Source organism: Lentzea sp. NPDC036949, from assembly GCF_055608075.1.
The window spans coordinates 191777-218189 of the sequence record NZ_JBVJRA010000008.1 but is presented as its reverse complement, the minus strand read 5'-3'; the positions used below and the strand labels follow the sequence as shown (position 1 = coordinate 218189).

Here is a 26413-nt window from a genome sequence, read left to right as displayed (position 1 = left end):
TGCCGCCGGTGTTGCACTCGAAAGGCGTTCCCCTCAACGCGCTTCCGCCACCCACCCACCACGATCTGGGGATCCGCCATGCCAGTCGAGTTTCTCGGGATCGCCGCGACCAACAACGGCTCGGAGACGACGCCGCGGTCCGGCGGTGCGTTCGACAAGGACTACACGATCAGGCTCGCTCGCGCGCACGAGGACCACGGCTGGGACCGGGTGCTGTTCGCCTACGGCTCCGGTGCCCCGGAACCCGCGTCCGCCGCCGCGTACCTGGCGAGCAAGCTCGACCGGCTGGAGATCCTGCTGGCGCACCGGCCGAACGTGTCGTACCCGACGTTCGCCGCCAAGACGTTCGCGACGCTCGACCAGATCAGCGACGGCCGGCTGACCGTGCACTTCATCACCGGCGGCACCGACCACGAGCAGCAGCGCGAGGGCGACTACCTGACCAAGGACGAGCGCTACGGCCGCACCCGCGAGTACATCCAGATCGTGAAGAAGGCCTGGACGTCCCGCGAGGCGTTCGACCACGAGGGGGAGCACTACCGGTTCGCGGACTTCGTGAGCGACGTCTTCCCGGTGCAGCAACCACGTCCGAACGTCTCGTTCGGCGGCTCCTCCCCCGCCGCGTACGCCGCCGGTGGCGCGGAGGCGGACATCTTCTGCCTGTGGGGCGAGCCGCTCGCCGACACCGCGCAGCAGATCGAGGCGGTCAAGCAGGCGGCGAAGGAGGCGGGCCGCACCGACGTGCCGCGCATCCAGGTCGCGTTCCGGCCGATCATCGCCCCGACCGAGGAGCTGGCCTGGGAGAAGGCGCACCGCACGGTCGACCGGATCGAGGCGCGCAAGGCCACCGGCCCGCTCAGCCGCAGGCACTCGCTGACCAGCCCGGAGAACACCGGCTCGCAACGGCTCCTGGCGGTGGCGGACCGCGGTGAGCGCTTCGACCGTGCACTGTGGACACCCACGGCGCGGGCGACCGGCGGAGCGGGCAACTCCAACGCGCTGGTCGGCACGCCGGAGACGGTGGCGCAGGCGCTGCTGGACTACTACGACCTGGGCGTGGACATCCTGTCCGCCCGCGGCTACGACCTGCTCGACGACGCCATCGACTTCGGCCGGTACGTGATCCCGCTGGTGCGGGAGGAGGTCGCCAAGCGGGACCGGGCCCGCGCCGCATGACCACCCTCGAAGTGCGCCGCGTCCGGCAGTGGGACCCGGACGCGGCGCCGTTGGTGGCCGGCCTCACCGAGGAGTACACGACCCGCTACGGCGCCTCCGGTGCGCGTGAGATGAAACGGGCCGCGCACGTCTTCGAGCCGCCGCACGGGCAGTTCCTGCTGCTCGTCGAGGCCGGTGAGGCGGTGGCGGGTGGTGCGTTCATGCGGTTCGACGACGAGACCGCCGAGCTCAAGCGCATCTGGACGCACGCGCGGCACCGCAGGCGCGGGCTCGCGCGGCGGGTGCTGGTGGAGCTGGAGGGCGAGGCGGTGGCGTTCGGCTACCGGCGCATCTTCCTGACCACCGGGCCGCGGCAGCCCGAGGCCAAGCACCTCTACCTGGCGACGGGGTACACGCCGCTCTTCGACGTGACCGCCGACCCGCTGACCCTCGACCACCTGGCTTTCGAGAAACACCTGGGGTGACCGTGCACCGCTCAAGACTCGTCCTGCTCACCGGTCTGCTCGCGCTGACCGCCGCGTGCGGGCAACCGCAGGCGGCACCGGAGCCCGGCATCGCGAGCGGGGTGGCGAAGGACGCCGAGCTCGCGAAGCTCGTGCCGCAACGCCTCAACGGCAAGCTGCGGATCGCCTCCAGCATCGGCGGCACGCCGCCCAGCGCGTTCTACGCCGATGACGGCAAGACCGCGCAGGGCGTGGACATCGACGTCGCCGACGCCGCCGCGAAGCTGCTCGGCCTGGAGGTCGAGCGCCAGGCCGCGTCGTTCGAGGCGATCCTGCCCGCGCTGACCAGCGGCAAGTACGACGCGGGCACCGGCAACTTCGGCGTGACCGAGGAGCGCAAGAAGACGATCGACTTCGTCACCTACATCAACGACGGGCAGGGCTTCGCGGCGCGCAAGGACAGTGCGCTGCAGGACGTGAAGAAGCTCGACCAGCTGTGCGGGCTGAAGATCGGCACCGGCACCGGCACGACGTTCCAGACCACTCTGGAGCGCAACAAGGAGGTCTGCGCGGACGCCGGCAAGCCCGCCTACGAGGTGCAGGTGTTCTCCGACACCGGCGCCACGCAGCTCGCGCTCAAGCAGGGCCACGTGGACGTGATCATGAGCACCATCAACGGGCTGCGCCACCTCACCGCGAACCAGCCGGACTTCCGGTTCCTCGGCGAGTTCCGCAGGCTCGACGTCGGTTTCGCGCTGCCCAAGGGCTCCGACCTGGCGCCCGCGTTGCGGCAGGCGGTCGACCGGCTGATCTCCGACGGCACCTACCAGCGCATCCTGCGGCGGTGGGGCGTCGAGCCGTCAGCGATCCCGCGGTCAGAGCTCAATCCCGCCGAACACACCTGATCGGGTGATGGCGGATCGGCGGTGGACACGGACAGCGGCGGCGCGGCGGTAGGACCCGGACGCGCTTGAAGTGCACGCGGGGAGCTTTCGTGCACCAGGAGCGCACGAAAGGGCCCCGCGTGCGGTCCGAAATGCACAGCAGCCGATTTTCAACAGCCCGGAAGAGTGAAATTGTGGCGCTCGGACCGAATCTCCCGGTTCGGTTGGACAGGTTCCAAGTGATCAGTAAGCTTGAGCGTTGGACCCACGCCCGGTGGTGGTGCGGAACGGAGCTGTCACCCGTTCGACCGAATCTGGCGGAAGTGGGTTGCGGGGCGTATCGATTGGCGCCCGACGATCGATCACCAGATCACACCGGTCCCCACGAATGGCCACCTGAGCCGAATGAACACGGTCGACAGCAGAGAGCCCGCCGTCCGCTGGGCGGCGGCGATCTCCACCACCCTCCTCGCCAACCTCACCCGCGAGAAGCTCGAACAGCTGCTCGGCGGCTACGTCGAGCGGTTGCTCACCGGTGACGTCGACGAGGCCCGCCGGGTCGGCCGGTCCATGGTCGCGCACGACCTCATCTCCTCGGCCACGCTGGAGCTGACCCTCACCCACCTCGGCGAGCACGCGCCGGTCAGCGCGGCCCAGCTCGGCGCGCTCGCGGCCGGCTTCGCGGAGGGCCTGCGCGACCGCACCCTCGACCAGCAGGAGCTCAGCCGCACGGCCGCGATCAACGCGATGCGCCGCGCGGAGAACGCGGTGCGGGCGAGCGAGGCGAAGTTCCGCGCGATCTTCCAGGGCTCCGCGTTCCCGATCGTGGTGGTGGGTCTCGACGGCCTCGTCGCGGACGTGAACGAGGCCGCGCAGACGATGCTCGGCTACCGGCGCGACGAGCTGGTCGGGATGGCCGGCCGCGATCTCGCGCACCCCGACGACCGCGCCGCGCTGCGCGAGATCGGCGAGCGGCTGATCCACTCCGACCTCGACCACGTGGTGGTCGAGAAGCGGATGGTCCGCAGCGACGGCGAGACCATTCAGACGCACATGGCCATCTCGCTGGTGCGCGAGGACGACGAGTCGCCGCCGTACTTCGTCACCATGATCGAGAACATGAACGAGATGCGCGCGTTGCAGACGCAGCTCGTGCGGCAGAGCCTCAACGACATGCAGACCGGACTGCCCAACCGGGCGCAGTTCCTCGGCTGGCTGGAGGGCGCGGTCGGCACGAAGGGCCCGGAGGCGCTCGCGCTCGTGCAGGTCGACGTCGACGGGTTCCGCGGTGTGAACGACGCGTTCGGCCACGAGGTGGGCAACCGGGTGCTGATGGGCGTCGCCGGCCACCTGCGGGCGGTGTTCGACGGGGTCGGCAAGGTCGCCAGGATCGGCGAGGACGAGTTCGGCGTGCTGATCAAGGACCCGCGGGACGTGGCGGGCGTGGTCGCGCTGGTCGAGGAGTTCTCCCGGCGGCTGGAGGAACCGACCTGGATCGGCGGCAACGGCGTCGGCGTCACGTGCAGCGCCGGCGTGGTGGCACGGGCGGCCCGCGGCGGTGACGCGGGCGACCTGCTGCGCGCGGCGGACGTGACGGTCGGCTGGGCCAAGCGCGACGGCAAGGCGCAGTGGGCGCTGTACGACCGGGAGCGCGACCTGCGCGACCGGGAGAGCTACGCGCTGGCCGCGTCCATCCCCGGCGCGCTGGAGGAGGGGCAGTTCCGGGTCGGCTACCTGCCGGTCCACTCGCTCACCGACTCCTCCGTGCCCGCTCTGGAGGCGAAGATCGTCTGGGACCACCCGGTGCACGGCGTGCTGTGCCCGGACGCGTTCCTCGACCAGAGCTCCGCGAACGGCATGGTCGTGCGGCTCGTGCGCTGGGCGCTGGAGGAGGCCTGCGGTCAGGCCGGCCGGTGGTACGCCGAGCTCGGTGACGCGGCGCCGGTGCTGTCGATCGACCTGCCGCTGCGGCTGTGCCAGGAACCGGAGCTCGTGGCCGAGGTCGCGCGGGTGCTGGAGCGCACCGGCCTGCCCGCGACGCGGCTGCGGTTCGAGCTGAACGAGCGCATGTACGCGTCGCTGACCGATGTGCAGCTGGAGGAGCTGACCATCCTCGCCGAACGCGGCATCGGGCTCGTGCTCGACCAGGTGAACGGCGGCAACGTCGGCGTCGACCGGCTGCGGCTGCTCCCGTTGAGCGGCGTGAAGTTCACCGGCTCGGTGGTGCAGGGCCTGGCAGAGGGCGCGAACCGGGTCGAGGAGAGCGCTGCCGTGACGCTGCTGCGCTGGGCGTCGATCCTGCGGGTGCCGCTGCACGCCGACGGGGTGCGCACGGCGGTGCAGGCGGAGCGGCTGGCGGCGCTGGGCGTGACCGGCGGGCAGGGGCCGCACTTCGGTGCCGTGCTGACCGCGGACGAGGTGGACCGGCTCCTTCTCACGTGATTCTTATCAGGGATTGCACGGCTTCCCGCACAGGTTGCTCACATGAACGCGGCCCATTCTTGGTCCATGACCGAGCAGAGCTTCCCCGCGATGAGCGGGACACTGGTTCCACCGCAGCCAGCCGTTGCGCCCGCGCCGAAGTTCTGGCGCCGCACGGCTCCGGTGCTGACCGCGGCGGCACTCGTCGCCGGGTTGTTCGGAGGTGTCACCGGAGCGGTGATCGCCTCCCCGGACGGCGCGCGGGCACCGTCCTCCGTCGTGGCGCAGACGGTCTCCACCCAGTCCACGACGGACTGGAGCTCCGTGGCCGCGAAGGTCCTGCCGTCCGTCGTGCAGGTCAACGTCGGCAACGGCCTCGGCTCCGGCGTGGTCCTCTCCGCCGACGGCCGGATCCTCACCAACAACCACGTCGTCGCCTCCGCCGGCGGCTCGGTCACGGTGACGCTGAACGACGGCCGCGAGGTGCCCGCCACCGTGGTCTCGACCGACCCGTCCTCCGACCTCGCCGTGCTGCAGGCCTCCGGGGTGTCCGGCCTGACGCCGATCACGTGGGCGAACTCGGACGACGTGAAGATCGGTGACGGTGTGATGGCCATCGGCTCGCCGTCGGGCCTGCAGGGCACCGTGACCACCGGCATCGTGTCCGCGCTGGACCGCAAGGTGACCGTCCCCGGCGAGACCCGGCGCTCGGCTTCCGTGTCGTACCAGGCGATCCAGACCGATGCGTCGATCAACCCCGGCAACTCCGGTGGTGCGCTGGTGAACGCCGCCGGTGAGCTGGTCGGCATCAACTCGGCGATCTACTCACCGGCGTCGAGCAGCGGTGAGGCGGGCAGCGTCGGCATCGGGTTCGCGATCCCGTCGAACACGGCCAAGACGATCGTGGACAAGCTGAGCTGACGAACAGCAAAACCCCCAGGGCCGCGGGAACAGTGCTCCCGCGGCCTCCTGACGGTCAGGACAGCCAGTCGGGGCGCAACGGCATGTGCGAGGTCGTCCCGTCCAGCTTCACCCCGAGCACCTGGTGCAGCTGGATGTTGTTCCGGTCGAACCCCAGCCGTGACGCCGCCAGGTACAGCCGCCACACCCGTGCGCGGGCCTCGCCCACCTCGTCCACGGCCTCGGCCCAGTGCTCGTCGAGGTTGCGGCTCCAGGCGGCGAGCGTCAGCGCGTAGTGCTCGCGCAGGTTCTCCTCGTGGCGCACCTCGAAGCCGGTGTCGTGCATGAGCGACACGAGGTGACCCGGCCCGACCAGCTCGCCGTCGGGGAACACGTACCGGTTGATGAACGGCCCGGACAGGGCGCGCTGCTTGTTGTCCGGCCGGGTGATGCAGTGGTTCAGCAGCCGGCCGCCCGGCCGGAGCTTGCGGTACAGCGACTCGAAGTAGGCGGGCAGCTTGGCCTTGCCGATGTGCTCGGTCAGGCCGATCGACGACACCGCGTCGAAACCGGACTCGCGCACGTCGCGGTAGTCGAGGTGGCGCACCTCGGCCAGGTCGGACAGACCGGCCTCGACGATGGCCTTCTGCGCCCACTCGGCCTGGTTGCGCGACAGCGTCACACCGATGGCGCGCACGCCGTACTCGCGGGCGGCGTGCATGACCATGCCGCCCCAGCCGCAGCCGACGTCGAGCAGCCGCATGCCCGGCTTCAGGCCCAGCTTGCGGGCCACCAGGTCGTGCTTGGCGAACTGCGCTTCCTCCACAGTGGACTCGGCCGTCGGGTAGACGGCGCAGGTGTAGGCCATCGACGGGCCGAGGATCCACTCGTAGAACTGGTTCGAGACGTCGTAGTGGTGGGCGATGGCCTGCTGGTCGCGGGCCTTGGAGTGGCGCAGCCCGTGCAGCCGGGTCTCCTGCGGCGGCGGAACCACCCGGTGGTTCAGCCGGACGCGGCCGAGCAGCCTCAGCAGCTCGACGCGCTGCAACCAGGGGACCTCCCGCAGCGAGAGCTCCGAGAGCTGCGACAGACCCGCGTGCACGTCGCCGAGTATCTCCAGGTGACCGGTCACGTAGGCGCGGGCCAGACCGAGCTCACCCGGCGCGGAAGCCAGGTAGGACAGGGCTTCCGGGGTTTTCACGTCGATGGACACCGGGGCGGACGCCGGGCCGGCGGTGCTGCCGTCGTAGGCCTGGAAGCGGACGTCGTTGCCACCGGTGATGCGCTGAAAGAGAGAGGCCAACCGCATTCATCGTCCCCTGACACACTTGGCGTACAGATCAGGCAGGCGGTTCGTCTGGTCGTACCGTGCCTTAACGGACCGGTAGTGCGAACCGTTGTAGTGCCGCCAGAACTCGTCCTCCTCGTAGTAGGAGTCGGAGTACAGCGACTTGTGGCCGCCCAGCCGCGCCACCTCGCGCTCGATGAGCCGGTTGCGGTCACCCATCCGTTCTCCCGGCCGGACCGGGACCTCCGACCAGAACCCGACGTTGACGTACAGCACGTCCGGGTCCATCGGGTACAGCGGCCAGCCCGTGGTGTCGCGCAGGCGCACCGGGCACAGCCAGACCGGCGAGATGCCGATCTCCCGGTCGAAGAAGTCGAGGAACTGCGGCAGCGTGGACACCGGGATCTCCACGTCCTGGATCACCGGTTCCACGTCTGTGCGCGGCCGCAGCTGCCGGTGCTTGGCCACCAGCCTGCGGTACACGTCCGACCGCAGGTACCGCTTCGGCCACAGCCGCCGCACCACCGGGTTCTGCGCGCCGAACGCCCGCGAGCACCAGAACCAGTCGGTGTCCCAGCGCCACAGGTAGTCGTGGATCGTCAGGTGGTCGGTGCGCCGCTGCTGGATGGAGCGGTAGTAGATCCGGTTGCCGGTGTAGTCCGAGGTGTAGGGCGCGATGTCGGCGAAGTGCCCCAGCGTCAGGTACATCTCGCCGCGCGAGAACACGGTGCCGTCGACGAAGTCCGCCGAGCCGTCCGCGCAGACCTCCTCGATGACCGCCGCGCACTCCTCGAACGACCCGAACGGCACGTGCCGCAGCCGCACGTACTGCCGCACCGGTTCGAGCTCGACCTCCAGCCGCAACGCGTACCCGAGCGTGCCGTAGGAGTTCGGGAACGCCCGGAACAGGTCGTCGTCCGGTTTCGCGACCACGACCTCGCCGTCACCGGTGAGGATCTCCAGCTCCCGCACGGACTCGTGCGGCAGCCCGTTGCGGAAGGACGTGGACTCGATGCCGAGGCCCGCCACGGCCCCGCCGATCGTGATGGTCTTGAGCTGCGGCACGACCAGCGGCATCAGGCCGTGCCGCAGGGTCGCGGCGACGAGGTTCTCGTAGGTGGTCATGCCCTGCACCTGTGCGGTGCGTCCGACCGGGTCCACCGACAGCACCCGGTCGAACCTGCCGACGTCCAGCCCACCGGACTGCTCCGCGCGGAACCGGAACAGGTTCGACGTCTTCTTCGCGAGCCGCACCGGCGCACCTTCGCGCATCGCGGCGTACTGCGCGGTCAGCGCAGCCACGGCCGAGCTGTGCCCATGGTCACTCACGAGAGCGACGTTATTCCTCGTCAGCGCCGTTGGCACGCCCAATTTCACCAATGGGCCGGATGTCCGCAACGAACCCTGCCGAAAGTTACTACCGAGTAGTAGCGTGCTGGGCATGGCTACGCACGAGGTGACCAACCAGGTTCCGCCACTTGCCGGTCACGACTTGGCCGCCGACCCGGCACTGCTCAGCTGGGCAGACACCGCGGAGCTGCACGAGCTCGGCCGCCTCGCCGGCAGCCACGAGTGGCAGGAGCGCGGTCGCCTGGCGAACGCCCACCCGCCCGTGCTGCACACCCACGACCGGTTCGGCCACCGGATCGACGAGGTCGAGTTCCACCCGGCGTGGCACGAACTGATGAATGTGGCTGTTTCGCACGGATTGCACGCTTATGTCGACGGTGAGCACTTGGAGCGTGCGGCCAAGTTCTACGTCTGGTCGCAGGTCGAGGCCGGCCACGGCTGCCCGATCTCGATGACGTACTCCGCTGTGCCCGCTTTGCGTGTGTCACCCGAATTGGTGGCCGAGTACGAACCGCTGCTCACCGCCCGTGAGTACGACTTCGGGCTGCGGGCACCGCTCACCAAGCGCGGCCTGATCGCCGGCATGTCGATGACCGAGAAGCAGGGCGGCTCGGACGTCCGCGCCAACACCACGGTCGCGCGGCCGGTGGACGACGGGTACGTGCTCACCGGGCACAAGTGGTTCACGTCGGCGCCGATGTCGGACGTGTTCCTGACTCTCGCGCAGGCACCGGGCGGGCTGACGTGCTTCCTGGTGCCGCGGGTGCTGCCGGACGGCACGCGCAACCGGTTCTTCCTCCAGCGGCTCAAGGACAAGCTGGGCAACAGGTCCAACGCGTCGGCGGAGGTCGAGTACGACGAGGCGTTCGCGGTGCGCGTCGGCGACGAGGGCCGGGGCGTGCGGACGATCATCGAGATGGTCAACACGACCCGCCTGGACTGCGTGCTCGGGTCGGCGGCCGGGATGCGGGCCGGGTTGCGGCAGGCGGCGCACCACGCGGCGCACCGCAAGGCATTCGGGCAGTACCTCGTCGACCAGCCGGCGATGCGCAACGTGCTGGCGGACCTCGCGGTCGAGTCGGAGGCGGCGACCACGGCGGCCATGTGGCTCGCGGAGCACCGGTCGCGGCTCGGGCTCGCGGTGACCAAGTACTGGGTGTGCAAGCGCGGGCCGGTGCACGCGGCGGAAGCACTGGAGTGCCTGGGCGGCAACGGTTACATCGAGGACAGCGGGATGCCGCGGCTGTTCAGGGAGTCGCCGCTGATGTCGATCTGGGAGGGTTCCGGCAACGTCGCCGCGCTCGACGTGCTGCGCGCGATGGCGAAGGAACCCGAGTCGGTGCAGGAGTTCCTGGGCGTCGTGAGCGGGGTGGACCCGCGCATCGACAAGGCGCTGAACGAGCTGGGCGGCACGTTGTCCGATGTGGACCAGTCGCAGGCCCGCCGGGTCGTCGAGCGGATGGCCCTGGTGCTGCAGGGCGCCCTGCTGGTCAAGCACGGACACCCCGCGGTCGCCGACGCGTTCGTGGCCTCCCGGCTCGGCGGGGACTGGGGCGTCGCTTTCGGCACGCTCCCCAGGTCCACCGACTTCGCGACCATCATCGCCCGCGCCGTCCCCAAGCCCTGACTGTCGGCGCATCTGCAAGTACTGCCAACCGGCCGGTTGGCAGTACTCGCAGATGCCGGAAGAGCGAGGGGTCAGAGGCCCAGTTCGCGGGCGATCAGCATCTTCTGCACCTCGGAGGTGCCCTCGCCGATCTCCAGGATCTTGGCGTCGCGGTAGAACCGGCCCACCGGGTACTCGTTCATGAACCCGTAGCCGCCGAAGATCTGCGTGGCGTCACGGGCGTTGTCCATCGCCGCCTCCGACGACACGAGCTTCGCGATGGCCGCCTGCTTCTTGAACGGCTCACCGCGCAACATCCGCGACGCCGCCTCGTAGTAGGCCAGCCGCGCCGTGTGCACGCGCGCCTCCATCTCGGCGATCTTGAACTGGATCGCCTGGTAGGTGCCGATCTTCGCACCGAACGTCTCACGCTCGTGGGCGTAGCGCACCGACTCGTCGACACAGCCCTGCGCCAAGCCCACCGACAGCGCGGCGATGGCCACACGGCCCTCGTCGAGCGTCCGCAGGAACTGGGCGAAGCCGCGGCCACGCTCCCCCAGCAGGTTCGCGGCGGGCACCCGGCAGTCGGCGAACGACAGCTCGCGGGTGTCCGAGGCGCACCAGCCGACCTTCGAGTACTTCTTCGACACCGTGAAGCCCGGCGTGCCGGACGGGACGATGATCGACGAGATCTCCTTGCGGCCGTCGGGCAGCGTGCCCGTCACGGCGGCGACCGTCACCAGGCCGGTGATGTCCGTGCCGGAGTTCGTGATGAACGCCTTGGTGCCGTTGATGACCCACTCGTCACCGTCGAGGCGCGCGGTGGTCGCCAGCGCCCCCGCGTCGGACCCGGAACCGGGCTCGGTGAGACCGAACGCGCCCAGCTTCCGGCCGGAGGTCAGCGACGGCAGCCACTCCGCCTTCTGCTCGTCGGTGCCGAACCGGTAGATCGGCATGGCGCCCAGCGACGTGGCCGCCTCGACCGTGATCGCGACGGACGAGTCGACGCGGGCGAGCTCCTCCAGCGTCAGGCACAGGGCGAAGTAGTCGCCGCCCATGCCGCCGTGCTCCTCGGGGAACGGCAGGCCGAGCAGGCCCATCTGCCCCATCTTCGCGACGACCGGGTACGGGAACTCGCCGCGCTCGTAGTAGTCGCCGATGACCGGGGCGACCTCGTCGCGGGCGAACTCCTCGACGGTCTTGCGCAGGTCCTCGTACTCGCTCGGGAGCCTGAAGTCCAACATTGCTGTCACTCCTCGTGAGAGACGACGGTGGCCAGCACCTGGTCGAGTGCGACCTGCTGACCTGCTTGCACGTTCACCTCGGCGAGCACGCCGTCGACCGGTGCGGTGACGGTGTGCTCCATCTTCATGGCCTCGACCACGAACAACGCTTGACCGGCGGTCACGTCCTCGCCCTGCTGCGCGCGGACCACCAGCACGGTGCCGGGCATCGGCGACTTCACCGGACCACCGGAGGCCGCCGCGCCACCGGACGCGCCGACCAGGAACTCGGCCTCGGTCAACGCCCAGGACGCGCCGTCGTGGCCCAGCCACAGCACGTCGCCGTCACGGGCGACCGCGTACCGGCGCGACCCGACGAGCAGGTCGCCGCCCTCCCGGCGAGCACGGGCCCTGACCGGTTCTCCGGCGCCCACGACGACCTCGTCACCGCGCACCCGCACGTCGACGTCGTTGATCCGCCACGTCGTCCACGCGTGCTCACCGACGCGCCAGCCGGACAGCTGGTCCCACGGGTCGTCGCCACGCGGGTCGAGCGAGCGCTCCAGGCCGGCCGCCACGTACACGTCGTCCGGGACGTCCTGCGACGTCAACGCGTCCAGCTTGCGTTCGACCAGGCCGGTGTCCAGCGCGCCGGAACGGACGTCGGGATCACGCAGCAGTGCCCGCAGGAACGGGATGTTCGTCGTGACGCCGAGCAGCACCACCTGCCCCAGCGCGTGGTCCAGGCGCCGCAACGCCTCTTCGCGCGTGCGGCCGTGCGCGATCACCTTGGCGAGCATCGGGTCGTAGTCCGAGCCGACGACAAGTCCCTCGTACAGCCCGGAGTCCACGCGCACGGACGTGGGTTCGCGCAACGCCAGCACCCGGCCACCGGTCGGCAGGAAGCCGCGCGCCGGGTCCTCCGCGTAGACGCGCGCTTCGACCGAGTGGCCGCGCATCGTGACGTCGAGGTCCAGCACCTCACCGGAGGCGACCCGGAGCTGCCACTCGACCAGGTCGACGCCCGTGACCTCCTCGGTCACCGGGTGCTCGACCTGCAGCCGGGTGTTCATCTCCATGAAGAAGTAGTCGCCGGTCGCACCGTCCACGATGAACTCGACGGTGCCCGCCCCCACGTAACCGCAGGACTTCGCCGCGTCGACCGCCGCGGCCCCCATCGCCTCGCGCACCTCGGGTGTGAGGAACGGTGACGGCGCCTCCTCGATGATCTTCTGGTGCCGCCGCTGGAGGCTGCACTCGCGCTCACCGAGGTGGATCACGTTGCCGTGCGTGTCGGCGAGGACCTGGATCTCGATGTGCCGCGGGTTCGTGACGAACCGCTCGATCAGCAGCGTGTCGTCGCCGAACGACCCGCGCGCCTCCCGCCGGGCCGACTCGATCGCCTCGCGCAGCGCGGACTCCTCGTGCACGAGCCGCATGCCCTTGCCGCCACCGCCCGCGGAGGGCTTGAGCAGCACCGGGAAACCGATCTCCACCGCCGCGTCGACGATCTCGTCGTCCGACATGCCCTCACGGGTGCGGCCCGGCACGACGGGAACCCCCGCCGCCGACACCGTGAGCTTCGCGCGGATCTTGTCGCCCATCGCGTCGATGGCCGCCGCGGGCGGACCGACGAACACGATTCCGGCGTCGTCGCAGGCTTTCGCGAACGCCGTGTTCTCGGCGAGGAAGCCGTAGCCGGGGTGGATCGCCTGCGCGCCGGTGGACACGGCGGCCTGGACGATCTTCTCGATGGACAGGTAGCTCTCGCGGGCCGCCGCGGGCCCGATCCGCACGGCCTCGTCGGCCAGGCGGACGTGCAGCGCGTCGGCGTCCGCGTCGGAGTACACGGCGACGGAACGGATTCCGAGCGCCTTGAGCGCACGGATCACCCTGACCGCGATCTCCCCGCGGTTCGCCACCAGAACGCTGTCGAACATGATCACATCCGGAAGACGCCGTAGGAAACATCGTCGATGGGGGCGTTGGCCGCGCTGGACAACGCGAGGCCGAGCACCGTGCGGGTGTCCCGCGGGTCGATCACGCCGTCGTCCCACAGCCGCGCGGTCGAGTAGTACGGGTTGCCCTGGTCCTCGTACTGCTGGCGGATCGGCGCCTTGAACGCCTCCTCGTCCTCCGCGGACCACTCGTCACCGAGCTGGTCGCGCCGGACGGTCGCGAGCACCGAGGCCGCCTGTTCACCGCCCATCACGGAGATCCGCGCGTTCGGCCACATCCACAGGAACCGCGGCGAGTACGCCCGGCCGCACATCGAGTAGTTGCCGGCGCCGAACGAGCCACCGATGATCACGGTGAACTTCGGGACCCGCGCGCACGCCACCGCGGTCACCATCTTGGCGCCGTGCTTGGCGATGCCGCCGGCCTCGTACTCGCGGCCGACCATGAACCCGGTGATGTTCTGCAGGAACACCAGCGGGATGGACCGCTTGTCGCACAGCTGGATGAAGTGCGCGCCCTTGACGGCGGACTCGCCGAACAGGATGCCGTTGTTCGCGACGATGCCGACCGGGTGGCCGTGGATGCGCGCGAACCCGGTGACGAGCGTGGCGCCGTACTCCTTCTTGAACTCCTGGAACTTCGACCCGTCGACGATCCGCGCGATCACCTCGCGCACGTCGTAGGGCGTCCGGGAGTCGGTCGGCACGACGCCGTACAGGTCGTCCGGGTTGACCTTCGGCGCTTCGACCTGGGTGACGTCCCAGGGCCGTCGGGCGCGCGGGCCGAGCGTGGAGATGATCGAGCGGACCATCCGCAGCGCGTGCGCGTCGTTCTCGGCCAGGTGGTCGGTGACGCCGGACGTGCGCGAGTGCAGGTCGCCGCCGCCGAGGTCCTCGGCGCTCACGACCTCACCGGTCGCGGCCTTCACCAGCGGCGGGCCACCGAGGAAGATCGTGCCCTGGTTGCGGACGATGACCGCCTCGTCGGACATCGCCGGCACGTACGCGCCGCCGGCGGTGCACGAGCCCAGGACCGCGGCGACCTGCGGGATGCCCTTCGCGGACATCGTGGCCTGGTTGTAGAAGATGCGGCCGAAGTGCTCGCGGTCGGGGAACACGTCGTCCTGCTTCGGCAGGAACGCGCCGCCGGAGTCGACCAGGTAGATGCACGGCAGGTTGTTCTGCAGCGCGACTTCCTGCGCGCGCAGGTGCTTCTTGACCGTGACCGGGTAGTAGGTGCCGCCCTTGACCGTGGCGTCGTTGGCGACGATCACGCACTCGCGCCCGGACACCCGCCCGACGCCGGTGATGATGCCCGCGGCCGGGGCCTCGTCGCCGTACATGCCGTTCGCGGCCAGCGGCGACAGCTCCAGGAACGGCGAGCCGGGGTCGACCAGCGTGTCCACGCGCTCGCGCGGCAACAACTTGCCGCGGTCGACGTGGCGCTGCCGCGCCTTCTCGGGCCCGCCTCGCGCGGCGGTGGCCAGCTTGCTCCGCAGCTCCTCGACGAGCGCGGTGTGCTCCTTGGCGTAGCGGTCCGATGGCTCGGCTGCGCTGCGCAGGACCGGTGCGTCCATGCTCCCCAGACCTCAGGTTAGCGGGCGTTAACAAGGCCATGTTAACGCCCGCTCACCTGGCGGTCCACCAGTGCCGTTCGAGAGCACCCAGGTCGCAGGTCAAGGTGCTCTTACGACACTCCCACGCACCGGAATTCCGTTACCCGATGACCGACCGCAGAGCGGGCAGGTAGCCGCTCGCGTGACCGGCCCGGTTCGGGTGGTAGGACTCCTCGACCGGCCAGCTCAGGCTGTTGAGCCACCAGCTCGACGAGCAGATCTCGTGCCCGGTGAACGCCCCGCGCACGTCGACGTAGCTGAACCCGGCCGCAGCGGCCCGTGCGCTGATCGTCGCGTGCAGCGCGTCGGAACCGGAGTTGATGGCGGCGCGCTTGGTGTCGCTCAGGCCGACGTTGCAGGTGCCGGGCACCTTGTACATGCGCGGGTAGCCGAGGACGACGACGCGCGCGGACGGGGACTTCGAGCGGATGGTGCCGTAGACGTTGGTGAGCAGGCCGGGAAGCGTGTTCGCGGCGTAGGCCTTGGCCGTGTTCACCCGGTTGATGCAGTCGTTGTCGGAGCCGAACGTGCAGGTGGTGATGACGTCGGTGAAGCCGGCGTCGTTGCCGCCGACCTGCACGGTGACCAGGTTGGTGGCCGAGGTGACGGCCGCCGCCTGGGTGACGACGTCGCCCGTCCGGGCGCCGGAGCAGGCCACCGAGCGGAACGACGCCGGTGCTGTCGCGGCGGCCCACAGTGCCGGATAGGCGAGCGGGCCGCGCTTGCAGCTGCCGCTCGTGCCGTCGTAGCTGCCGGTGCCGAGGCCGGAGGCGTAGGAGTCGCCGAGCGCCACGTAGTTGACGGCGGCGGCGCTCGCGGGGTTCGCGAGCGCGATGACTGCCGCGGCGGCGGTGACCACCGAGGCGATGAGGTGAGCAGGACGCATCGAAGACTCCCGAAGGGGCCGCAGGGGTGTGATGCAGTGCACGGTCATGGTTACTTACGAGTAAGACCCGTGTGAAGCATTGGTCAATAGTCAACGACTGGGACTTGCGGCTGCGAAAATTTCACCCATCAGGCTGAAAGTGAACGACTGCTAACCTTCCGGCGTGGCCGAGAAACCCTCACGTCGGGACCAGATCCTCACCGCCGCCGCGGAACTGTTCGCGCGGCACGGCTTCCACGGCGTGGGCATCGACGACATCGGCGCGGCGGTCGGCATCTCCGGGCCCGCGCTGTACCGGCACTTCCGCAGCAAGGACGCGATGCTCGGCGAGATGCTGACGTCGATCTCGGAACGCCTGCTCGACGGCGGTCAATCGCGGGTCGACGCGGCGTCGGACGCCGACGAGGCGTTGCGCGAGCTGGTCGGCTGGCACGTCGACTTCGCGCTCGACGACCCGGCGCTCATCACCGTGCAGATGCGCAACCTCGCCAACCTCACCGACCCGGACCGCCGGCGGGTGCGCGCCCTGCAGCGCCGCTACGTCGAGGTGTGGGTGGAGACGATCCGCCGGACCGTGCCGGAGTTCGACGAACCGACCGCGCGAGCCGCGGCGCACGCGGTGTTCGGGCTGATCAACTCGACCCCGCACAGCGCTCACCTCGACCGCGACCAGATGGCGGCCCTGCTGACGCGCATGGCCCTCGCCTCGCTCACCCCAGCCGCGGTCTCCTCCTGACCCCTCACCGAGAGTCATCCCCACCCCCTTGCTTTCCGCACGCGGGGGCCTTTCGTCCTTTCCTGGAGTACGAAAGCTCCCCGCGTGGGCAAAAGTGAGGCTGGTGGGGCACGTGTGGGTGAAGACGGCTAGTTGTCGGTGGGTGGCGGACTGGCGATCAGCCGAGACCGTTCCGTAACCTGGCGCGACCATGGGTGCCCGTCAGCTCCTCCTCCGCCTCCCGGTCTGGTTCCGGTTCACGGTGATCACCCTCGCCGTGTTCGTCGTGGGGGTGGTCGCCTCACGACCCGCGACCGGCGACAACGGCACACCCAGCGGTGACGTGCTGGCGGCGGCCAAGGCGGTGCAGGCGTTCACCACGCCGTCGGCGACCCACGACCCGCAGCTCGACCTGCCCGCCGACTTCGCGGCGGAGATCGTGCGCGACCCCAAGACCGTGCGGGCGCCGGACGGGACGTTGCGCGTGGTCGACGTCGCCGGCGGGTGCTCCGGGCCGGCCGGTGACACGGAGTGGGACTTCAGCGTCGCCTGCCGTGCGCACGACATGGGCTACGACCTGCTGCGGTACGCCGAACGCAAGGGCCACGCGCTGGGACCGCAGGCCCGCAGGGGGCTCGACGACCGGCTCGCGGCGGACCTGCACCTGCAGTGCGAGCTGAACCCGCGCGGGGCCCGGCACACCTGCCACGCGGTCGCCGAGACCTACGCGCTGGGGCTGCAGTTCAACTCGTGGCGGCAGCGCTGGGGACCACCGGGGCACGAACCGGTCGTGGCGTGGGCGTTCGGCAGCGCGGTCGTGGTGTTCCTGCTGCTGGCCCGGCTGCACCGGCCACGCCGCGAGGAGGTCGCGGTCACCACCCGCGTCGAGCAGGACCGGTACGCGACGTTCCTGCGGTTGTTCAGCCTCGCGTTGCTGGTGCTCGGCGAAACCGTTGCCACGGTGGCACATCTGCGCGGTTCCGGCACGTCGTGGCTGTGGGCGTTGCAGGCGGTGCCGTTGTTCTTCTTCGCGGGCGGGCACGCGAACCTGCGCAGCTGGCAGGCCCACCAGGGCGGGTTCGGGTGCTGGGTGTCGAGCCGGACGTCGTGGCTGCTGCGGCCGGTGCTCGGGTTCGTGCTGCTGTGGGTGGTGCTGTTCACCGCGCTGAACCTGCTGGACGTCCGGGTCGACGCGTACAGCCGGCTGATCACGCACCCGTTGTGGTTCCTCGGGGTCTACCTGCTCGCGGTGGCGGCGACACCGGCCGCGGCCTGGCTGCACCGCCACCACCGCCGTGCCACGCCGGTCGTCCTCGCGCTGCTCACGCTGGCGGTCGAGGTCGCGCGCACGTCCACGGACTGGCGGACCGGCGGGTACGCGAACCTGGTCGTCGGCGCGCTGCTGATGCAGCAGGCCGGGTTCTTCTACGCCGACGGCACGGTGCAGCGCATCCCGCGCAAGGTGCTCGCGGCGCTGGGCGCGGTCACCCTGCCGGCGCTGGTGTTCTTCAGCGACTACCCGCGGTCGACGCTGGTGCTCGGGGTCGCGCAGGTCTGCCTCGCGCTGCTGGCCCGCGGGCACGTGTCGGCGTGGCTCGAGGGCCGGGCCTGGCACGTCGTGAGCTTCGCGCGGCGGGCGCCGATGACCGTCTACCTGGCGTACCTGGCCGGGGTCGGCGCGGTCGTGGGACTGCTCGGCCTCACGGCGGCGCCGAGCTGGTTCGCGGGGCTGTTGCTGCCGCTGACGTTGCTGTTCCACCGGTTCGAGCGCAAGGGGGTCCGGTTCCCGCGGCTCGCGCACGAGTCGCACCGGACCCGGCTCGCCACGGCGCTGGGCGTGAGCTTCGGGACACTCGGGGTGCTCGGGTTCGTCGTGGCCGGGTTCCTCGGCGCCGGGGTGCTGGTGCTGCTGCCGGTCGACCCGCTGCAGAACGTCCTGCACCTGCTGCTCGGCTGGTACCTGATCCACACCGCCCGCACCGGCAGCTGCGACACCCGGTTGCCGTGGCTGCTCACGGCACTGGCGTGTGTGCCACCACTGCTGGCGTTGCAGCCGGCGCCGCAGGTCGTGGTGCTGCACGCCGTGGCGATCGGGTGCGCAGTGCTCGCAGCCATCCCCAGGTCACGGCCGCGCACACCGGCAGCCACAGCAGCCGCTGCCACACCCAGCCCGGACCTGGTTCCTGCTGCAGTCCCGGCAGCGGTCCCCACGCGCTGAACACCAGCGACACCGTGACGAGCGCGCTCTGGTGCACCAGCAGGACGCCGAGCGCGGTGCGGCCCAGCCAGTCATCACGCGGAACCTGCTTGCGCAGCAACGGTTTCACGACCAGGTAGGCGCCGACGAACCACAGCGGCTCCACCACCAGGACGGCGACGTTGCAGGCGGTGCCCTGGTCGACGCCGCGCAGCACGAGTCCGAAGAGGACGGCCGCCCAGCAGCCGAGCAGCACCAGCACCTGCCCCACCAGCCGCCGCACCGGCACGGCCGCACCGGCCACGACCACCGGCAGCACCAAGGCGTTCAGCACCAGGCTCACCCAGAACGGCCGCTGCGGGCCCGGCACCATCCCGGCCGGCGTGTCGACCAGGGTGGTCGTGAGCCAATGGCCCGCCACGACCGCGCACAACGCGGTGCCCACGAGGACGTTCCTGGTCACGGCTGCTCCCCCACGGCGATGCGGGCCAGCGCGGCCAGCGTGTCGGTGCCCGGTTCGTAGTAGCTCGCGTGGGTGCCGCCGGGGAACCGCAGCACGGTGGCGCCGAAGCGGGCCGACACCGGGTCGGTGCCGTGCCCGAGGTCGAACAGCCGCAGGCCGGGGATGAACCGCGCCCAGTCACCGGCGTTGCGCAGCGCCCACACCTTGGCCTTCGTCCGCAGGTCGGCGACCGATGCCGCCCGCACGCCGGGGCTGCCGTTGAACACGATGTCGGCGACGTCGAGCTCGGGTGCCGCGAGTGCGACGACCACCGAGCCGTAGCTGTGGCCGAAGATGCGGATGCGCGCGTTGGTCTGCAACGCGCGCACGAAGTCGACGAGGGCGGTCGCACCCGCTCTGGCGAGCCGACCGGTCGCCGCGTCCACGCCGAGGCCCTGCGGCGTCGCGTAGCCGAGCCAGGCGATCACCGCGAGGTCGTCGCGGCCCACGGCCTCGTACAGGTCGGTGGCGTTCTTGCCGACGGTCCGGTCGAACCGGTCGACGTCCACGTCGGACCCCGGAACGATGACCACGACGTCGCGGGCGGTGCTCAGGTCGCCGACGACGGCGACCCGGCGCGCGGCGTCGGAGCGCCACTCGCCCATCGACGGCGCGACGGACGGCAGCACGATCAGCACGAGGACCAGCAGGGTTCGGCGCATGACCGGAAAGCTAGGGAGGCGACCCGCCCGTGATCATCACGCTGACGTGCTGTTCTCCGGTGCTACCCCGGTACCACGAGCCCGCTCTCGTAGGCCGCGATGACCGCCTGCGCCCGGTCGCGCAGACCGAGTTTCGTGAGCACCCGGCTCACGTGCGTCTTGACCGTCTGCTCGGCCAGCACGAGGTTCGCGGCGATCTCGGCGTTGGACAGGCCCTGCGCGACCAGCACGAGGATCTCGGTCTCGCGCTCGGTCAGCGCCGCGAGCTGCGCAGGCCGGACGCGTTCGCTGCGGCGGGCCTTCACGAAGTCCTCGATCAGGCGTTTCGTGATCGAGGGCGCCAGCAGCGCCTCACCGGCGGCCACGACGCGCACGGCGTTCAGCAGCTCACGGGCGGGCGCGTGCTTGAGCAGGAACCCGCTCGCACCGGACTGCAACGCCTCGTACACGTAGTCGTCGAGGTCGAACGTGGTCAGCACGAGCACTTTGGACTCGCTGCCGCCGTCGATCAGGAGCCGGGTGGCGTGCAGACCGTCCATCTCGGGCATGCGGATGTCCATCAGCACGACGTCCGGTTCCGTGCGGCGGGCCAGCGCGACGCCCTCCACGCCGTTGCCCGCCGAGCCGATCACCTCGATGTCCTCCTGAGCGTCGAGCAGCGCGGAGAACCCCTCGCGCACCATCTCCTGGTCGTCCACCACGACCACCCTGATCACTTGTCCCCCAACGGAATCCGCGCCCGCACCAGGAAGCCGCCGTCCTCGGTCGACTTCACGGTCAACGTGCCGCCATGCACCGCCACACGCTCGTGCATGCCTATCAGGCCCTGACCGCTGCCACCGCCCCTGGACGGTCCACCCGCGGTGTTGCGCACCAGCACGTCCAGCTGGCCGTCTCTCTTGTGCACGTGCACGGACGCCTTCGAGCCGGGCGCGTGCCTGGTCGCGTTCGTGAGCGCTTCCTGCACGATCCGGTATGCGGTCAGCCCGACCGCCTCCGGCACGTCGTCCACGTCGACCTCGGCCTCGTCACCGGGCCGTGCCAGCTCGGGGATGCGGCTGATGCCCGGCTGCGGCTCCTTCGCCGGCGTCTCGCCGTTCGCCCTGAGCACGCCCAGCAGCCGTTGCATGTCGGTGATGGCCTCCCGCGCGGCCTGCCCGACCTCCTCGAACTCCTTCTGCGCGGCCTCGTTCAGCCCCGGCAGGCGGTAGGGCGCGGTCTCGCACCGGACGACCACCATCGACATGTGGTGCGCCACGACGTCGTGCATCTCCCTCGCGATGCGCGCGCGTTCCTCCAGCGCCGCCTTCTCGCCGCGTTGTTCCTCCAGCTCGCGCTCGACCCGGCCGCGCGCGCCGAACAGGTAGATCACGCCGGTGATGACCGGCACGGCCATGATCGCGTCGTGGTGCTGCGACTCGGAGAAGCCGACCACCGCCATGGTGAGCACGGTGGCGGTCAGGGTGACCCCGCCCGAGTAGAACGCGGCCACGCCCGCCACCAGCGGCAGCAGGGTCCAGTACTGGAAGTCCGCGACACCGGTCCAGCTGATCAGCGAGGCGACCGGGTACAGCGCGAGGGCGGCCACCCGCCAGGCGTAGAGCGGCGACCAGATCAGCAGCACGTACGGCAGGAACACCGACGCGAACAGGGCCGGCCACCAGCCGTCCGGATCTTGCAGCGAGACGAACCGGGCGGAGCCGACGATGGCGAACACCAGCGCGTAGACCAGCAGCGCGGCGTGGAACGGCTTGCGGAACCGCCCCAGTGCCCGTTCGAGCACGCGGGTGCGGTCGACGCCCAGCAGGGTCCAGTACAACGTGCGGAACACCACCCGAGACTAGGTGCACGCCCTCATCCGCACATTGACCTGCGGAGTGACATACCCCGGTAGCACTCTGATCAAGATGGGGCATTGCGATTGTGTTGGGCCGCCGGTAGGCAGTACCTGTGAGACCACCACAGGACCCGGATCGCTGGGCGCGGCTGACCGCCGTGGCCGGCGAGGCGCTGGCGGCTGCCAGGGCCGGTGAGGACGCTGTGGCGGTGGACCTCGTGACCGGCTATCTCAGCGGGTCGCCCGAGGGCAACGAGGAGATCCGCGAGCTCGTGCTGCTGCTGTTCGCCGAGTGCAGCTCGATGGTCGGTTCGCTCGGCTCCGGCGGCGCGACACCGGTGAAGATGCAGGTCTTCGACGAGGAGGGCCGTGAGGTCCAGATCGACGACGCCGACCCGCCGGTCCGCACGGCCATCCGCGCGTTGCTGGCCGAGGTGCACGGCGACCAGGACGCGGCCTCCGAGCAGATCGAGATCGCCCTGGCCAACGGCCAGCCGCAGGAGCTCGCGACCGTGGTGCTGCAAGCCCTGCGGTGGACGTTGAAGCTGGCGATCGAGTGCGAGACGCGCGACCTGCCCGTCGCGACCTGGATCACCGCGTCACTGGACGACCAGCCCTGACGTGCAGCACGGCGTCCACCCCGTCGAGCAGGTGCTGGTCGACGGGGAAGTAGCCCATCTCCAGCTTCGTGTCGGTGCGCACGGTCCCGGTCGGCTTCTCAGCGAACCCCCAGGTGGTGAAACGGTCCTGCAGAGACCCTTCGAAGGTGCCTTCGTCCGGTTCACCGAGCCCGAAGCTGTCGTTGCGGCCGAGGGTGCCCGCGATGACCGTGTACTGGTCGCCGAGGATCGGGGCGACGAGCGCGCCGGCGGAGGACCACTCGATGCGCTCGCCGCCCATCTCCATCGAGCTGTTCGTGCGTTGCAGGTGGGCGTTGTGCATGAACACGAACGTCGGCCCGCGGCTCGCCTCGATCCGGCGGATCTCCAGCAGGTTGCGGGCCATCACGCCGTCGCGCAGCTGGCAGAGGCGGTTCAGGCGCACGCCGAGCGGGTTCGGCTCCGCGCACTCCCGGTGGTAGCGCAGGAGGCTCAGCGCGGCGCTCAGGTGGGTCTCCGCCCGCTCCCAGCCCTCGTCGCGCGGCCGGGCGTGCAACCGCGCAAGCATCTCCTGCCCGATCGCGCGGAACCGGACGGCCTCTTCGGACTGTCCGGGTGACTTCGTCACGTCCAGGACGGCCTCGTCGCGGCTCCACTTCTCGTCGTCGGTGCTCAGGTCGACGTCGAGGCCGAGGTAGTCGCGGGCGTGTTCGAGGTACGGGCGCGGGCTGGGCGCGCTGGTGGTCTCGGTCTGGAAGTCGGCGCCGTGGAACGCGAGCTGCTCGGCGGCCGGCCGGTCCCGGTTGTACTCGCGCATCCAGGCGACCAGCTCGCGGTTGGCGGGCCACTGGCCGAAGCGGTGGCTGAAGCCCTCCTCCAGCACCGTGTCGAGGTCACCGGGGCCGCCCTTGACGTAGTCGTCGACCAGCAGGCCCCTGACCCGGCAGGTCTCCAGCGCGATCGAGCGGAAGCCCGCGGCGGCCAGCTGCTCGAACAGCTCGTTGCGGATCCACGTGTGGGCGTGTTCGAGGTGGGTCGGTTCGCCGAAGGCGAGGAGCTCGGTGAAGGGGTGGAGGAACTCGCGGATGTCCTGGCTCATGTGGCTCAATCGTATCTTTGAAACCTCCGTTGAGACTTTTTCGCCATAGTCGCTGTAGGCAGGCGTTAAAGTCTCAACCGTGCGTCCAGCCGACCTAGCACGTGAACACGGCCTGTCGACGCAGGCGGTGCGCAACTACGAGCGGGACGGGTTCATCCCGGCCGCCGACCGCACCGAGTCCGGTTACCGCGTCTACACCGAGGTGCACGCGTCGGCGTTGAGGGCGTTCATCGCGCTGATACCCGCGTTCGGGCACGCGGTGGCGGGGCAGATCATGAACGCGGTGCACGCCGGGTCCGTCGAAGACATGCTGGTGACCATCGACCGCGGCCACCACCGGCTGCTGCGCGACCGCGAGACGCTCGACTCGGTGAGCCGCGCGGTCGCCGACCTGACCGAGGTGGAACCGGTCGTGGTGCCGCACTCGATCGGCGAGCTCGCGCGCCGGCTCGGCGTCACCCCGGCGACGCTGCGGGCGTGGGAGGAGGCGGGTGTCCTCGCGCCCGAACGCGCGGCGACCGGCTACCGGGTGTTCTCCGCCGCCGACGTCCGCGACGCCGAGCTGGCGCACCTGCTGCGCCGCGGCGGCTACCCGCTGGCGCGGATCGCGGTGGTGGTGCAGCAGGTCCGCACGGCGGGCGGCACCGAGACGCTGACCGCCGCGCTGGCCGACTGGCGGCGCAGGCTGACCGCGCGGGGGCTGGCGGTGCTCGCCGCCTCCGCGCGGCTCAACGACTACCTGAGTGCGCGGGCAGCAGCTCGCTGACCAGCGCCCCGACCTGCTCGCTCTCGATCAGGAACGCGTCGTGCCCGTACGGCGAGGTGATCACCCGCAGGTCGTCGGCGCCGGGGATGCCCGCCGCCAGCTCCTGCTGCTGCCCCAACGGGTACAGCCGGTCGGAGTCCACTCCGGCCACCAGCGTCCGCGCCGTCACCCTGCGCAGCGCGGCCCGCACACCACCGCGGTCGCGGCCCACGTCGTGCGAGTTCATCGCCTCGGTGAGCGTGACGTAGCTGGCGGCGTCGAACCGCCGGGCGAGCTTGGCCGCGTGGTGGTCCAAATAGGACTCGACCTCGAACCGGCCGTCCTCCTGCACCTGCCGGCCGAACCGCGCCTGCAGCTCCTGCTCGCTGCGGTAGCTGATGTGCGCGATCCGCCGTGCCACACCGAGACCTTCCAGCGGGTCGGCCCTGATCGCGTGCAGCTGCGCCGACGCGAGCGCGATCTGCTCCGCGGACGCGGCCGCCGTCGTGGCCAGCAGGAGCAGCGACTCCACCCGCTCCGGCTCGCTCACGGCCCACTCGACCGCCCGCATGCCGCCCATCGACCCGCCGAGCACCGCGGCCCACCGCTCGATGCCCAGGTCGTCGGCCAGGAGCACCTCCGCCGCGACCTGGTCGCGGATGGTGAGCGAGGGGAACACCGGGTGCTGCCACGGCCCGGTGCTGCCCTGGCACCCGCCGAGCACGTTGGGCGCCACCACGAAGCACCCGTCCAGCGGCCCGGGACCGACGAGCGCGTCCCACCAGCCCGGCGTGGGGTGACCCGGCTCCACGCCCCCGGCGACGTGGCTGTCACCGGTGAGGGCGTGGAGCACGAGCACCGCGTTGGAGGCCTCCGCGTTCAAGGTCCCCCACGTCTCGTACGCGAGCTGGAAACCCGGCAACCCGGCGAACGGTTCGGTGTGGCTGAACCACTTCCGCCGCCCGTTCGGGTCGCCGAAGCGCCAGCCGCCCACTACAACTCGGACTTCGCCGCGGTGAAGCCCGCCTCCAGGTCGGCCTTGAGGTCCTCCAGGCCCTCCAGGCCGACGCTCAGCCGCACCAGCCCCGGCGTGACGCCCGCGACGAGCTGCTCCTCCGGCGTGAGCTGGCTGTGCGTCGTGGAGGCCGGGTGCACGATCAGCGACCGCACGTCACCGATGTTGACCAGCTGGCTGAACAACGACGTCCCGTCCACGAACGCCCGGCCCGCCTCGACGCCGCCGCGCAGCTCGAAGCTCACCACCGCGCCGGCACCCCCGGGCAGGTACTTCTGCGCGTTGGCGTGGAACGGCGACGACGGCAGGCCCGCGTAGTGGACCTTCGCCACCTCGTCGCGCCCCTCCAGCCACTCGGCAAGCGCTTGCGCGTTCTGGACGTGCCGCTCGACGCGCAGCGACAGCGTCTCGATTCCCTGGATCACCAGGAAGCTCGTCAGCGGGGCGATGGCCGCTCCGGTGTCGCGCAGCCCCTGCACCCGCAGCTTCGCCGCGAACGCGCCGTGCCCGAGCGCCGGCCAGTACCGCAGACCATGGTAGCTGGGGTCCGGCTCGTGGAAGTCGGGGAACTTCTCCGGCCCGTACTCGAACTTCCCGCCGTCGACCACGACGCCGGCGATGGCCGTGCCGTGTCCGCCGAGGTACTTGGTCGCGGAGTGGACGACGATGTCGGCGCCGTGCTCCAGCGGCTTGAGCAGGTACGGCGTGGGCACCGTGTTGTCGACGACGAGCGGGATGCCGTTCTCGTGCGCGACCGCGGCGACGCCCTCGATGTCGAGCACGTGGCTGCGCGGGTTGGCCAGCGACTCGCCGAACAGCAGCTTGGTGTTCGGCTGGACCTTCGCCCGCCACTCGTCGAGGTCGTCCGGGTCCTGCACGAACGACACCTCGATGCCCAGCTTGGGCAGCGTGTAGCGGAACAGGTTGTACGTGCCGCCGTAGAGCGACGCGCTGGACACGAGGTGGTCGCCGGCCTTGGCGAGGTTGAGGATGGCGGCGGTCTCCGCGGCCTGCCCCGAGGCGAACGCGACGGCCGCGACCCCGCCTTCGAGCGCGGCGACGCGCTGCTCCAGCACGTCCTGCGTGGGGTTGTTGATGCGCGTGTAGATGTTGCCGGGCTCAGCGAGTGCGAACAGGTCCGCCCCGTGCTGCGTGTCCCGGAAGACGTAGGAGGTGGTCTGGTAGATCGGCGTGGCGCGCGCACCGGTCGCCGGGTCGGGCGCTGCGCCCGCGTGGATCTGCGTCGTCTCAAAGGACCAGGACATGGCTGTGCTCCGAAAGAGTGTTGACG

Annotated in this window: 22 protein-coding genes; 10 read left to right on the top strand and 12 right to left on the bottom strand. The window is 70.6% G+C overall.

The features are described 5' to 3' along the window. The first annotated feature begins 78 nt into the window (after positions 1-78). The 5 genes from ACZ7CD_RS23790 to ACZ7CD_RS23770 all read left to right on the top strand — a co-directional run bounded on the left by ACZ7CD_RS23790 (position 79) and on the right by ACZ7CD_RS23770 (position 5845). Positions 79-1176 (top strand): LLM class flavin-dependent oxidoreductase, encoded by a 1098-nt coding sequence (locus ACZ7CD_RS23790; protein WP_360395296.1) that lies wholly within the window; start codon positions 79-81, stop codon positions 1174-1176. After that, positions 1173-1640, top strand: a complete 468-nt coding sequence (locus ACZ7CD_RS23785) for a GNAT family N-acetyltransferase (RefSeq protein ID WP_470379687.1) — start codon at positions 1173-1175, stop codon at positions 1638-1640. The genes ACZ7CD_RS23790 and ACZ7CD_RS23785 overlap by 4 nt, the downstream gene beginning before the upstream one ends. Before the next feature lie 2 nt (positions 1641-1642). After that, entirely contained in the window at positions 1643-2524 is an 882-nt protein-coding gene (locus ACZ7CD_RS23780) for an ABC transporter substrate-binding protein (RefSeq protein WP_360395293.1), read from the top strand. Between the two features lie 384 nt (positions 2525-2908). Next, positions 2909-4945 carry a putative bifunctional diguanylate cyclase/phosphodiesterase gene (locus tag ACZ7CD_RS23775; protein WP_470370204.1) on the top strand — a complete coding sequence of 679 codons (2037 nt, stop codon included), beginning with the start codon at positions 2909-2911 and terminating at the stop codon, positions 4943-4945. A gap of 66 nt (positions 4946-5011) precedes the next feature. Continuing rightward, positions 5012-5845, top strand: coding sequence for a S1C family serine protease (locus tag ACZ7CD_RS23770; RefSeq protein ID WP_470379686.1), 834 nt, complete (start codon positions 5012-5014; stop codon positions 5843-5845). A gap of 55 nt (positions 5846-5900) precedes the next feature. Here ACZ7CD_RS23770 and ACZ7CD_RS23765 read toward each other — a convergent pair whose 3' ends face one another. Continuing rightward, positions 5901-7133, bottom strand: a complete 1233-nt coding sequence (locus tag ACZ7CD_RS23765; protein WP_470370202.1) for a class I SAM-dependent methyltransferase — start codon at positions 7131-7133, stop codon at positions 5901-5903. Further along, positions 7134-8384 carry an FAD-binding oxidoreductase gene (locus ACZ7CD_RS23760; protein WP_360395667.1) on the bottom strand — a complete coding sequence of 417 codons (1251 nt, stop codon included), beginning with the start codon at positions 8382-8384 and terminating at the stop codon, positions 7134-7136. It abuts the gene before it with no gap. Positions 8385-8553: 169 nt separating this feature from the next. Between ACZ7CD_RS23760 and ACZ7CD_RS23755 the strand changes: the two genes are divergently transcribed. Beyond that, positions 8554-10089, top strand: coding sequence for an acyl-CoA dehydrogenase family protein (locus ACZ7CD_RS23755; protein ID WP_470370201.1), 1536 nt, complete (start codon positions 8554-8556; stop codon positions 10087-10089). A gap of 71 nt (positions 10090-10160) precedes the next feature. Here ACZ7CD_RS23755 and ACZ7CD_RS23750 read toward each other — a convergent pair whose 3' ends face one another. The 4 genes from ACZ7CD_RS23750 to ACZ7CD_RS23735 all read right to left on the bottom strand — a co-directional run bounded on the left by ACZ7CD_RS23750 (position 10161) and on the right by ACZ7CD_RS23735 (position 15751). Continuing rightward, on the bottom strand, positions 10161-11312 hold the full coding sequence (locus ACZ7CD_RS23750) for an acyl-CoA dehydrogenase family protein (protein WP_360395284.1): 1152 nt from the start codon (positions 11310-11312) through the stop codon (positions 10161-10163). Between the two features lie 5 nt (positions 11313-11317). After that, complete coding sequence (locus ACZ7CD_RS23745; protein WP_470379685.1) at positions 11318-13231, bottom strand: acetyl/propionyl/methylcrotonyl-CoA carboxylase subunit alpha; 1914 nt, start codon at positions 13229-13231, stop codon at positions 11318-11320. Between the two features lie 2 nt (positions 13232-13233). Further along, the gene (locus ACZ7CD_RS23740) at positions 13234-14826 is read right to left on the bottom strand and encodes a carboxyl transferase domain-containing protein (RefSeq protein ID WP_470379684.1); all 1593 of its coding nucleotides are present in this window, start codon (positions 14824-14826) and stop codon (positions 13234-13236) included. Positions 14827-14965: 139 nt separating this feature from the next. Further along, complete coding sequence (locus ACZ7CD_RS23735) at positions 14966-15751, bottom strand: SGNH/GDSL hydrolase family protein (protein ID WP_470379683.1); 786 nt, start codon at positions 15749-15751, stop codon at positions 14966-14968. A gap of 163 nt (positions 15752-15914) precedes the next feature. On the opposite strand from ACZ7CD_RS23735, the gene ACZ7CD_RS23730 reads away from it, so the two are divergent. Both ACZ7CD_RS23730 and ACZ7CD_RS23725 read left to right on the top strand, forming a co-directional pair. Beyond that, positions 15915-16487, top strand: coding sequence for an SACE_7040 family transcriptional regulator (locus ACZ7CD_RS23730; RefSeq protein WP_360395277.1), 573 nt, complete (start codon positions 15915-15917; stop codon positions 16485-16487). A gap of 190 nt (positions 16488-16677) precedes the next feature. Further along, positions 16678-18684, top strand: a complete 2007-nt coding sequence (locus ACZ7CD_RS23725) for a phospholipase A2 (RefSeq protein ID WP_360395276.1) — start codon at positions 16678-16680, stop codon at positions 18682-18684. A 438-nt stretch (positions 18685-19122) separates the two neighbouring features. Here the strand turns inward: ACZ7CD_RS23725 and ACZ7CD_RS23720 are convergent, their stop codons facing one another. From ACZ7CD_RS23720 to ACZ7CD_RS23710, 3 genes are all read right to left on the bottom strand, one after another. Continuing rightward, entirely contained in the window at positions 19123-19827 is a 705-nt protein-coding gene (locus ACZ7CD_RS23720) for an alpha/beta hydrolase (protein WP_470379682.1), read from the bottom strand. Between the two features lie 62 nt (positions 19828-19889). Beyond that, positions 19890-20543 carry a response regulator transcription factor gene (locus ACZ7CD_RS23715; protein WP_360395272.1) on the bottom strand — a complete coding sequence of 218 codons (654 nt, stop codon included), beginning with the start codon at positions 20541-20543 and terminating at the stop codon, positions 19890-19892. Beyond that, positions 20540-21658: a sensor histidine kinase gene (locus tag ACZ7CD_RS23710; RefSeq protein WP_360395270.1), complete on the bottom strand. Its 1119-nt coding sequence runs from the start codon at positions 21656-21658 to the stop codon at positions 20540-20542. The genes ACZ7CD_RS23715 and ACZ7CD_RS23710 overlap by 4 nt, the downstream gene beginning before the upstream one ends. Positions 21659-21777: 119 nt before the next feature. Here ACZ7CD_RS23710 and ACZ7CD_RS23705 point away from each other — a divergent pair, with 119 nt between their 5' ends. Then, positions 21778-22284: a hypothetical protein gene (locus tag ACZ7CD_RS23705; RefSeq protein WP_360395269.1), complete on the top strand. Its 507-nt coding sequence runs from the start codon at positions 21778-21780 to the stop codon at positions 22282-22284. Here ACZ7CD_RS23705 and ACZ7CD_RS23700 read toward each other — a convergent pair. Continuing rightward, a complete protein-coding gene (locus ACZ7CD_RS23700) occupies positions 22256-23362 on the bottom strand; it encodes an erythromycin esterase family protein (RefSeq protein WP_470379681.1) in 1107 nt (368 codons plus the stop codon). The two genes, ACZ7CD_RS23705 and ACZ7CD_RS23700, sit on opposite strands and share 29 nt — an antisense overlap. A 79-nt stretch (positions 23363-23441) precedes the next feature. Between ACZ7CD_RS23700 and ACZ7CD_RS23695 the strand changes: the two genes are divergently transcribed. Next, positions 23442-24128: a TioE family transcriptional regulator gene (locus ACZ7CD_RS23695; RefSeq protein WP_360395265.1), complete on the top strand. Its 687-nt coding sequence runs from the start codon at positions 23442-23444 to the stop codon at positions 24126-24128. On the opposite strand, the gene metX is transcribed toward ACZ7CD_RS23695, so the two are convergent. Together metX and ACZ7CD_RS23685 are read right to left on the bottom strand one after the other, a co-directional pair. After that, entirely contained in the window at positions 24091-25101 is a 1011-nt protein-coding gene (metX, locus tag ACZ7CD_RS23690) for a homoserine O-acetyltransferase MetX (RefSeq protein ID WP_360395264.1), read from the bottom strand. The genes ACZ7CD_RS23695 and metX overlap by 38 nt on opposite strands. Continuing rightward, positions 25101-26387, bottom strand: coding sequence for a bifunctional o-acetylhomoserine/o-acetylserine sulfhydrylase (locus ACZ7CD_RS23685; protein WP_360395262.1), 1287 nt, complete (start codon positions 26385-26387; stop codon positions 25101-25103). Before ACZ7CD_RS23685 ends, metX begins: the two co-directional genes overlap by 1 nt. Positions 26388-26413: the final 26 nt, after the last annotated feature.

Coding starts and splice junctions, on each gene's coding strand:
- ACZ7CD_RS23770 (WP_470379686.1), top strand. CDS start 5,012: ATGACCGAGCAGAGCTTCCCCGCGATGAGCGGGACACTGGTTCCACCG.
- ACZ7CD_RS23785 (WP_470379687.1), top strand. CDS start 1,173: ATGACCACCCTCGAAGTGCGCCGCGTCCGGCAGTGGGACCCGGACGCG.
- ACZ7CD_RS23755 (WP_470370201.1), top strand. CDS start 8,554: ATGGCTACGCACGAGGTGACCAACCAGGTTCCGCCACTTGCCGGTCAC.
- ACZ7CD_RS23720 (WP_470379682.1), bottom strand. CDS start 19,827: ATGCGCCGAACCCTGCTGGTCCTCGTGCTGATCGTGCTGCCGTCCGTC.
- ACZ7CD_RS23775 (WP_470370204.1), top strand. CDS start 2,909: ATGAACACGGTCGACAGCAGAGAGCCCGCCGTCCGCTGGGCGGCGGCG.
- ACZ7CD_RS23765 (WP_470370202.1), bottom strand. CDS start 7,133: ATGCGGTTGGCCTCTCTCTTTCAGCGCATCACCGGTGGCAACGACGTC.
- ACZ7CD_RS23745 (WP_470379685.1), bottom strand. CDS start 13,231: ATGTTCGACAGCGTTCTGGTGGCGAACCGCGGGGAGATCGCGGTCAGG.
- ACZ7CD_RS23740 (WP_470379684.1), bottom strand. CDS start 14,826: ATGGACGCACCGGTCCTGCGCAGCGCAGCCGAGCCATCGGACCGCTAC.
- ACZ7CD_RS23685 (WP_360395262.1), bottom strand. CDS start 26,387: ATGTCCTGGTCCTTTGAGACGACGCAGATCCACGCGGGCGCAGCGCCC.
- ACZ7CD_RS23700 (WP_470379681.1), bottom strand. CDS start 23,362: ATGAGCCAGGACATCCGCGAGTTCCTCCACCCCTTCACCGAGCTCCTC.
- ACZ7CD_RS23735 (WP_470379683.1), bottom strand. CDS start 15,751: ATGCGTCCTGCTCACCTCATCGCCTCGGTGGTCACCGCCGCCGCGGCA.
- ACZ7CD_RS23790 (WP_360395296.1), top strand. CDS start 79: ATGCCAGTCGAGTTTCTCGGGATCGCCGCGACCAACAACGGCTCGGAG.
- ACZ7CD_RS23725 (WP_360395276.1), top strand. CDS start 16,678: ATGGGTGCCCGTCAGCTCCTCCTCCGCCTCCCGGTCTGGTTCCGGTTC.
- ACZ7CD_RS23760 (WP_360395667.1), bottom strand. CDS start 8,384: ATGCGCGAAGGTGCGCCGGTGCGGCTCGCGAAGAAGACGTCGAACCTG.
- ACZ7CD_RS23750 (WP_360395284.1), bottom strand. CDS start 11,312: ATGTTGGACTTCAGGCTCCCGAGCGAGTACGAGGACCTGCGCAAGACC.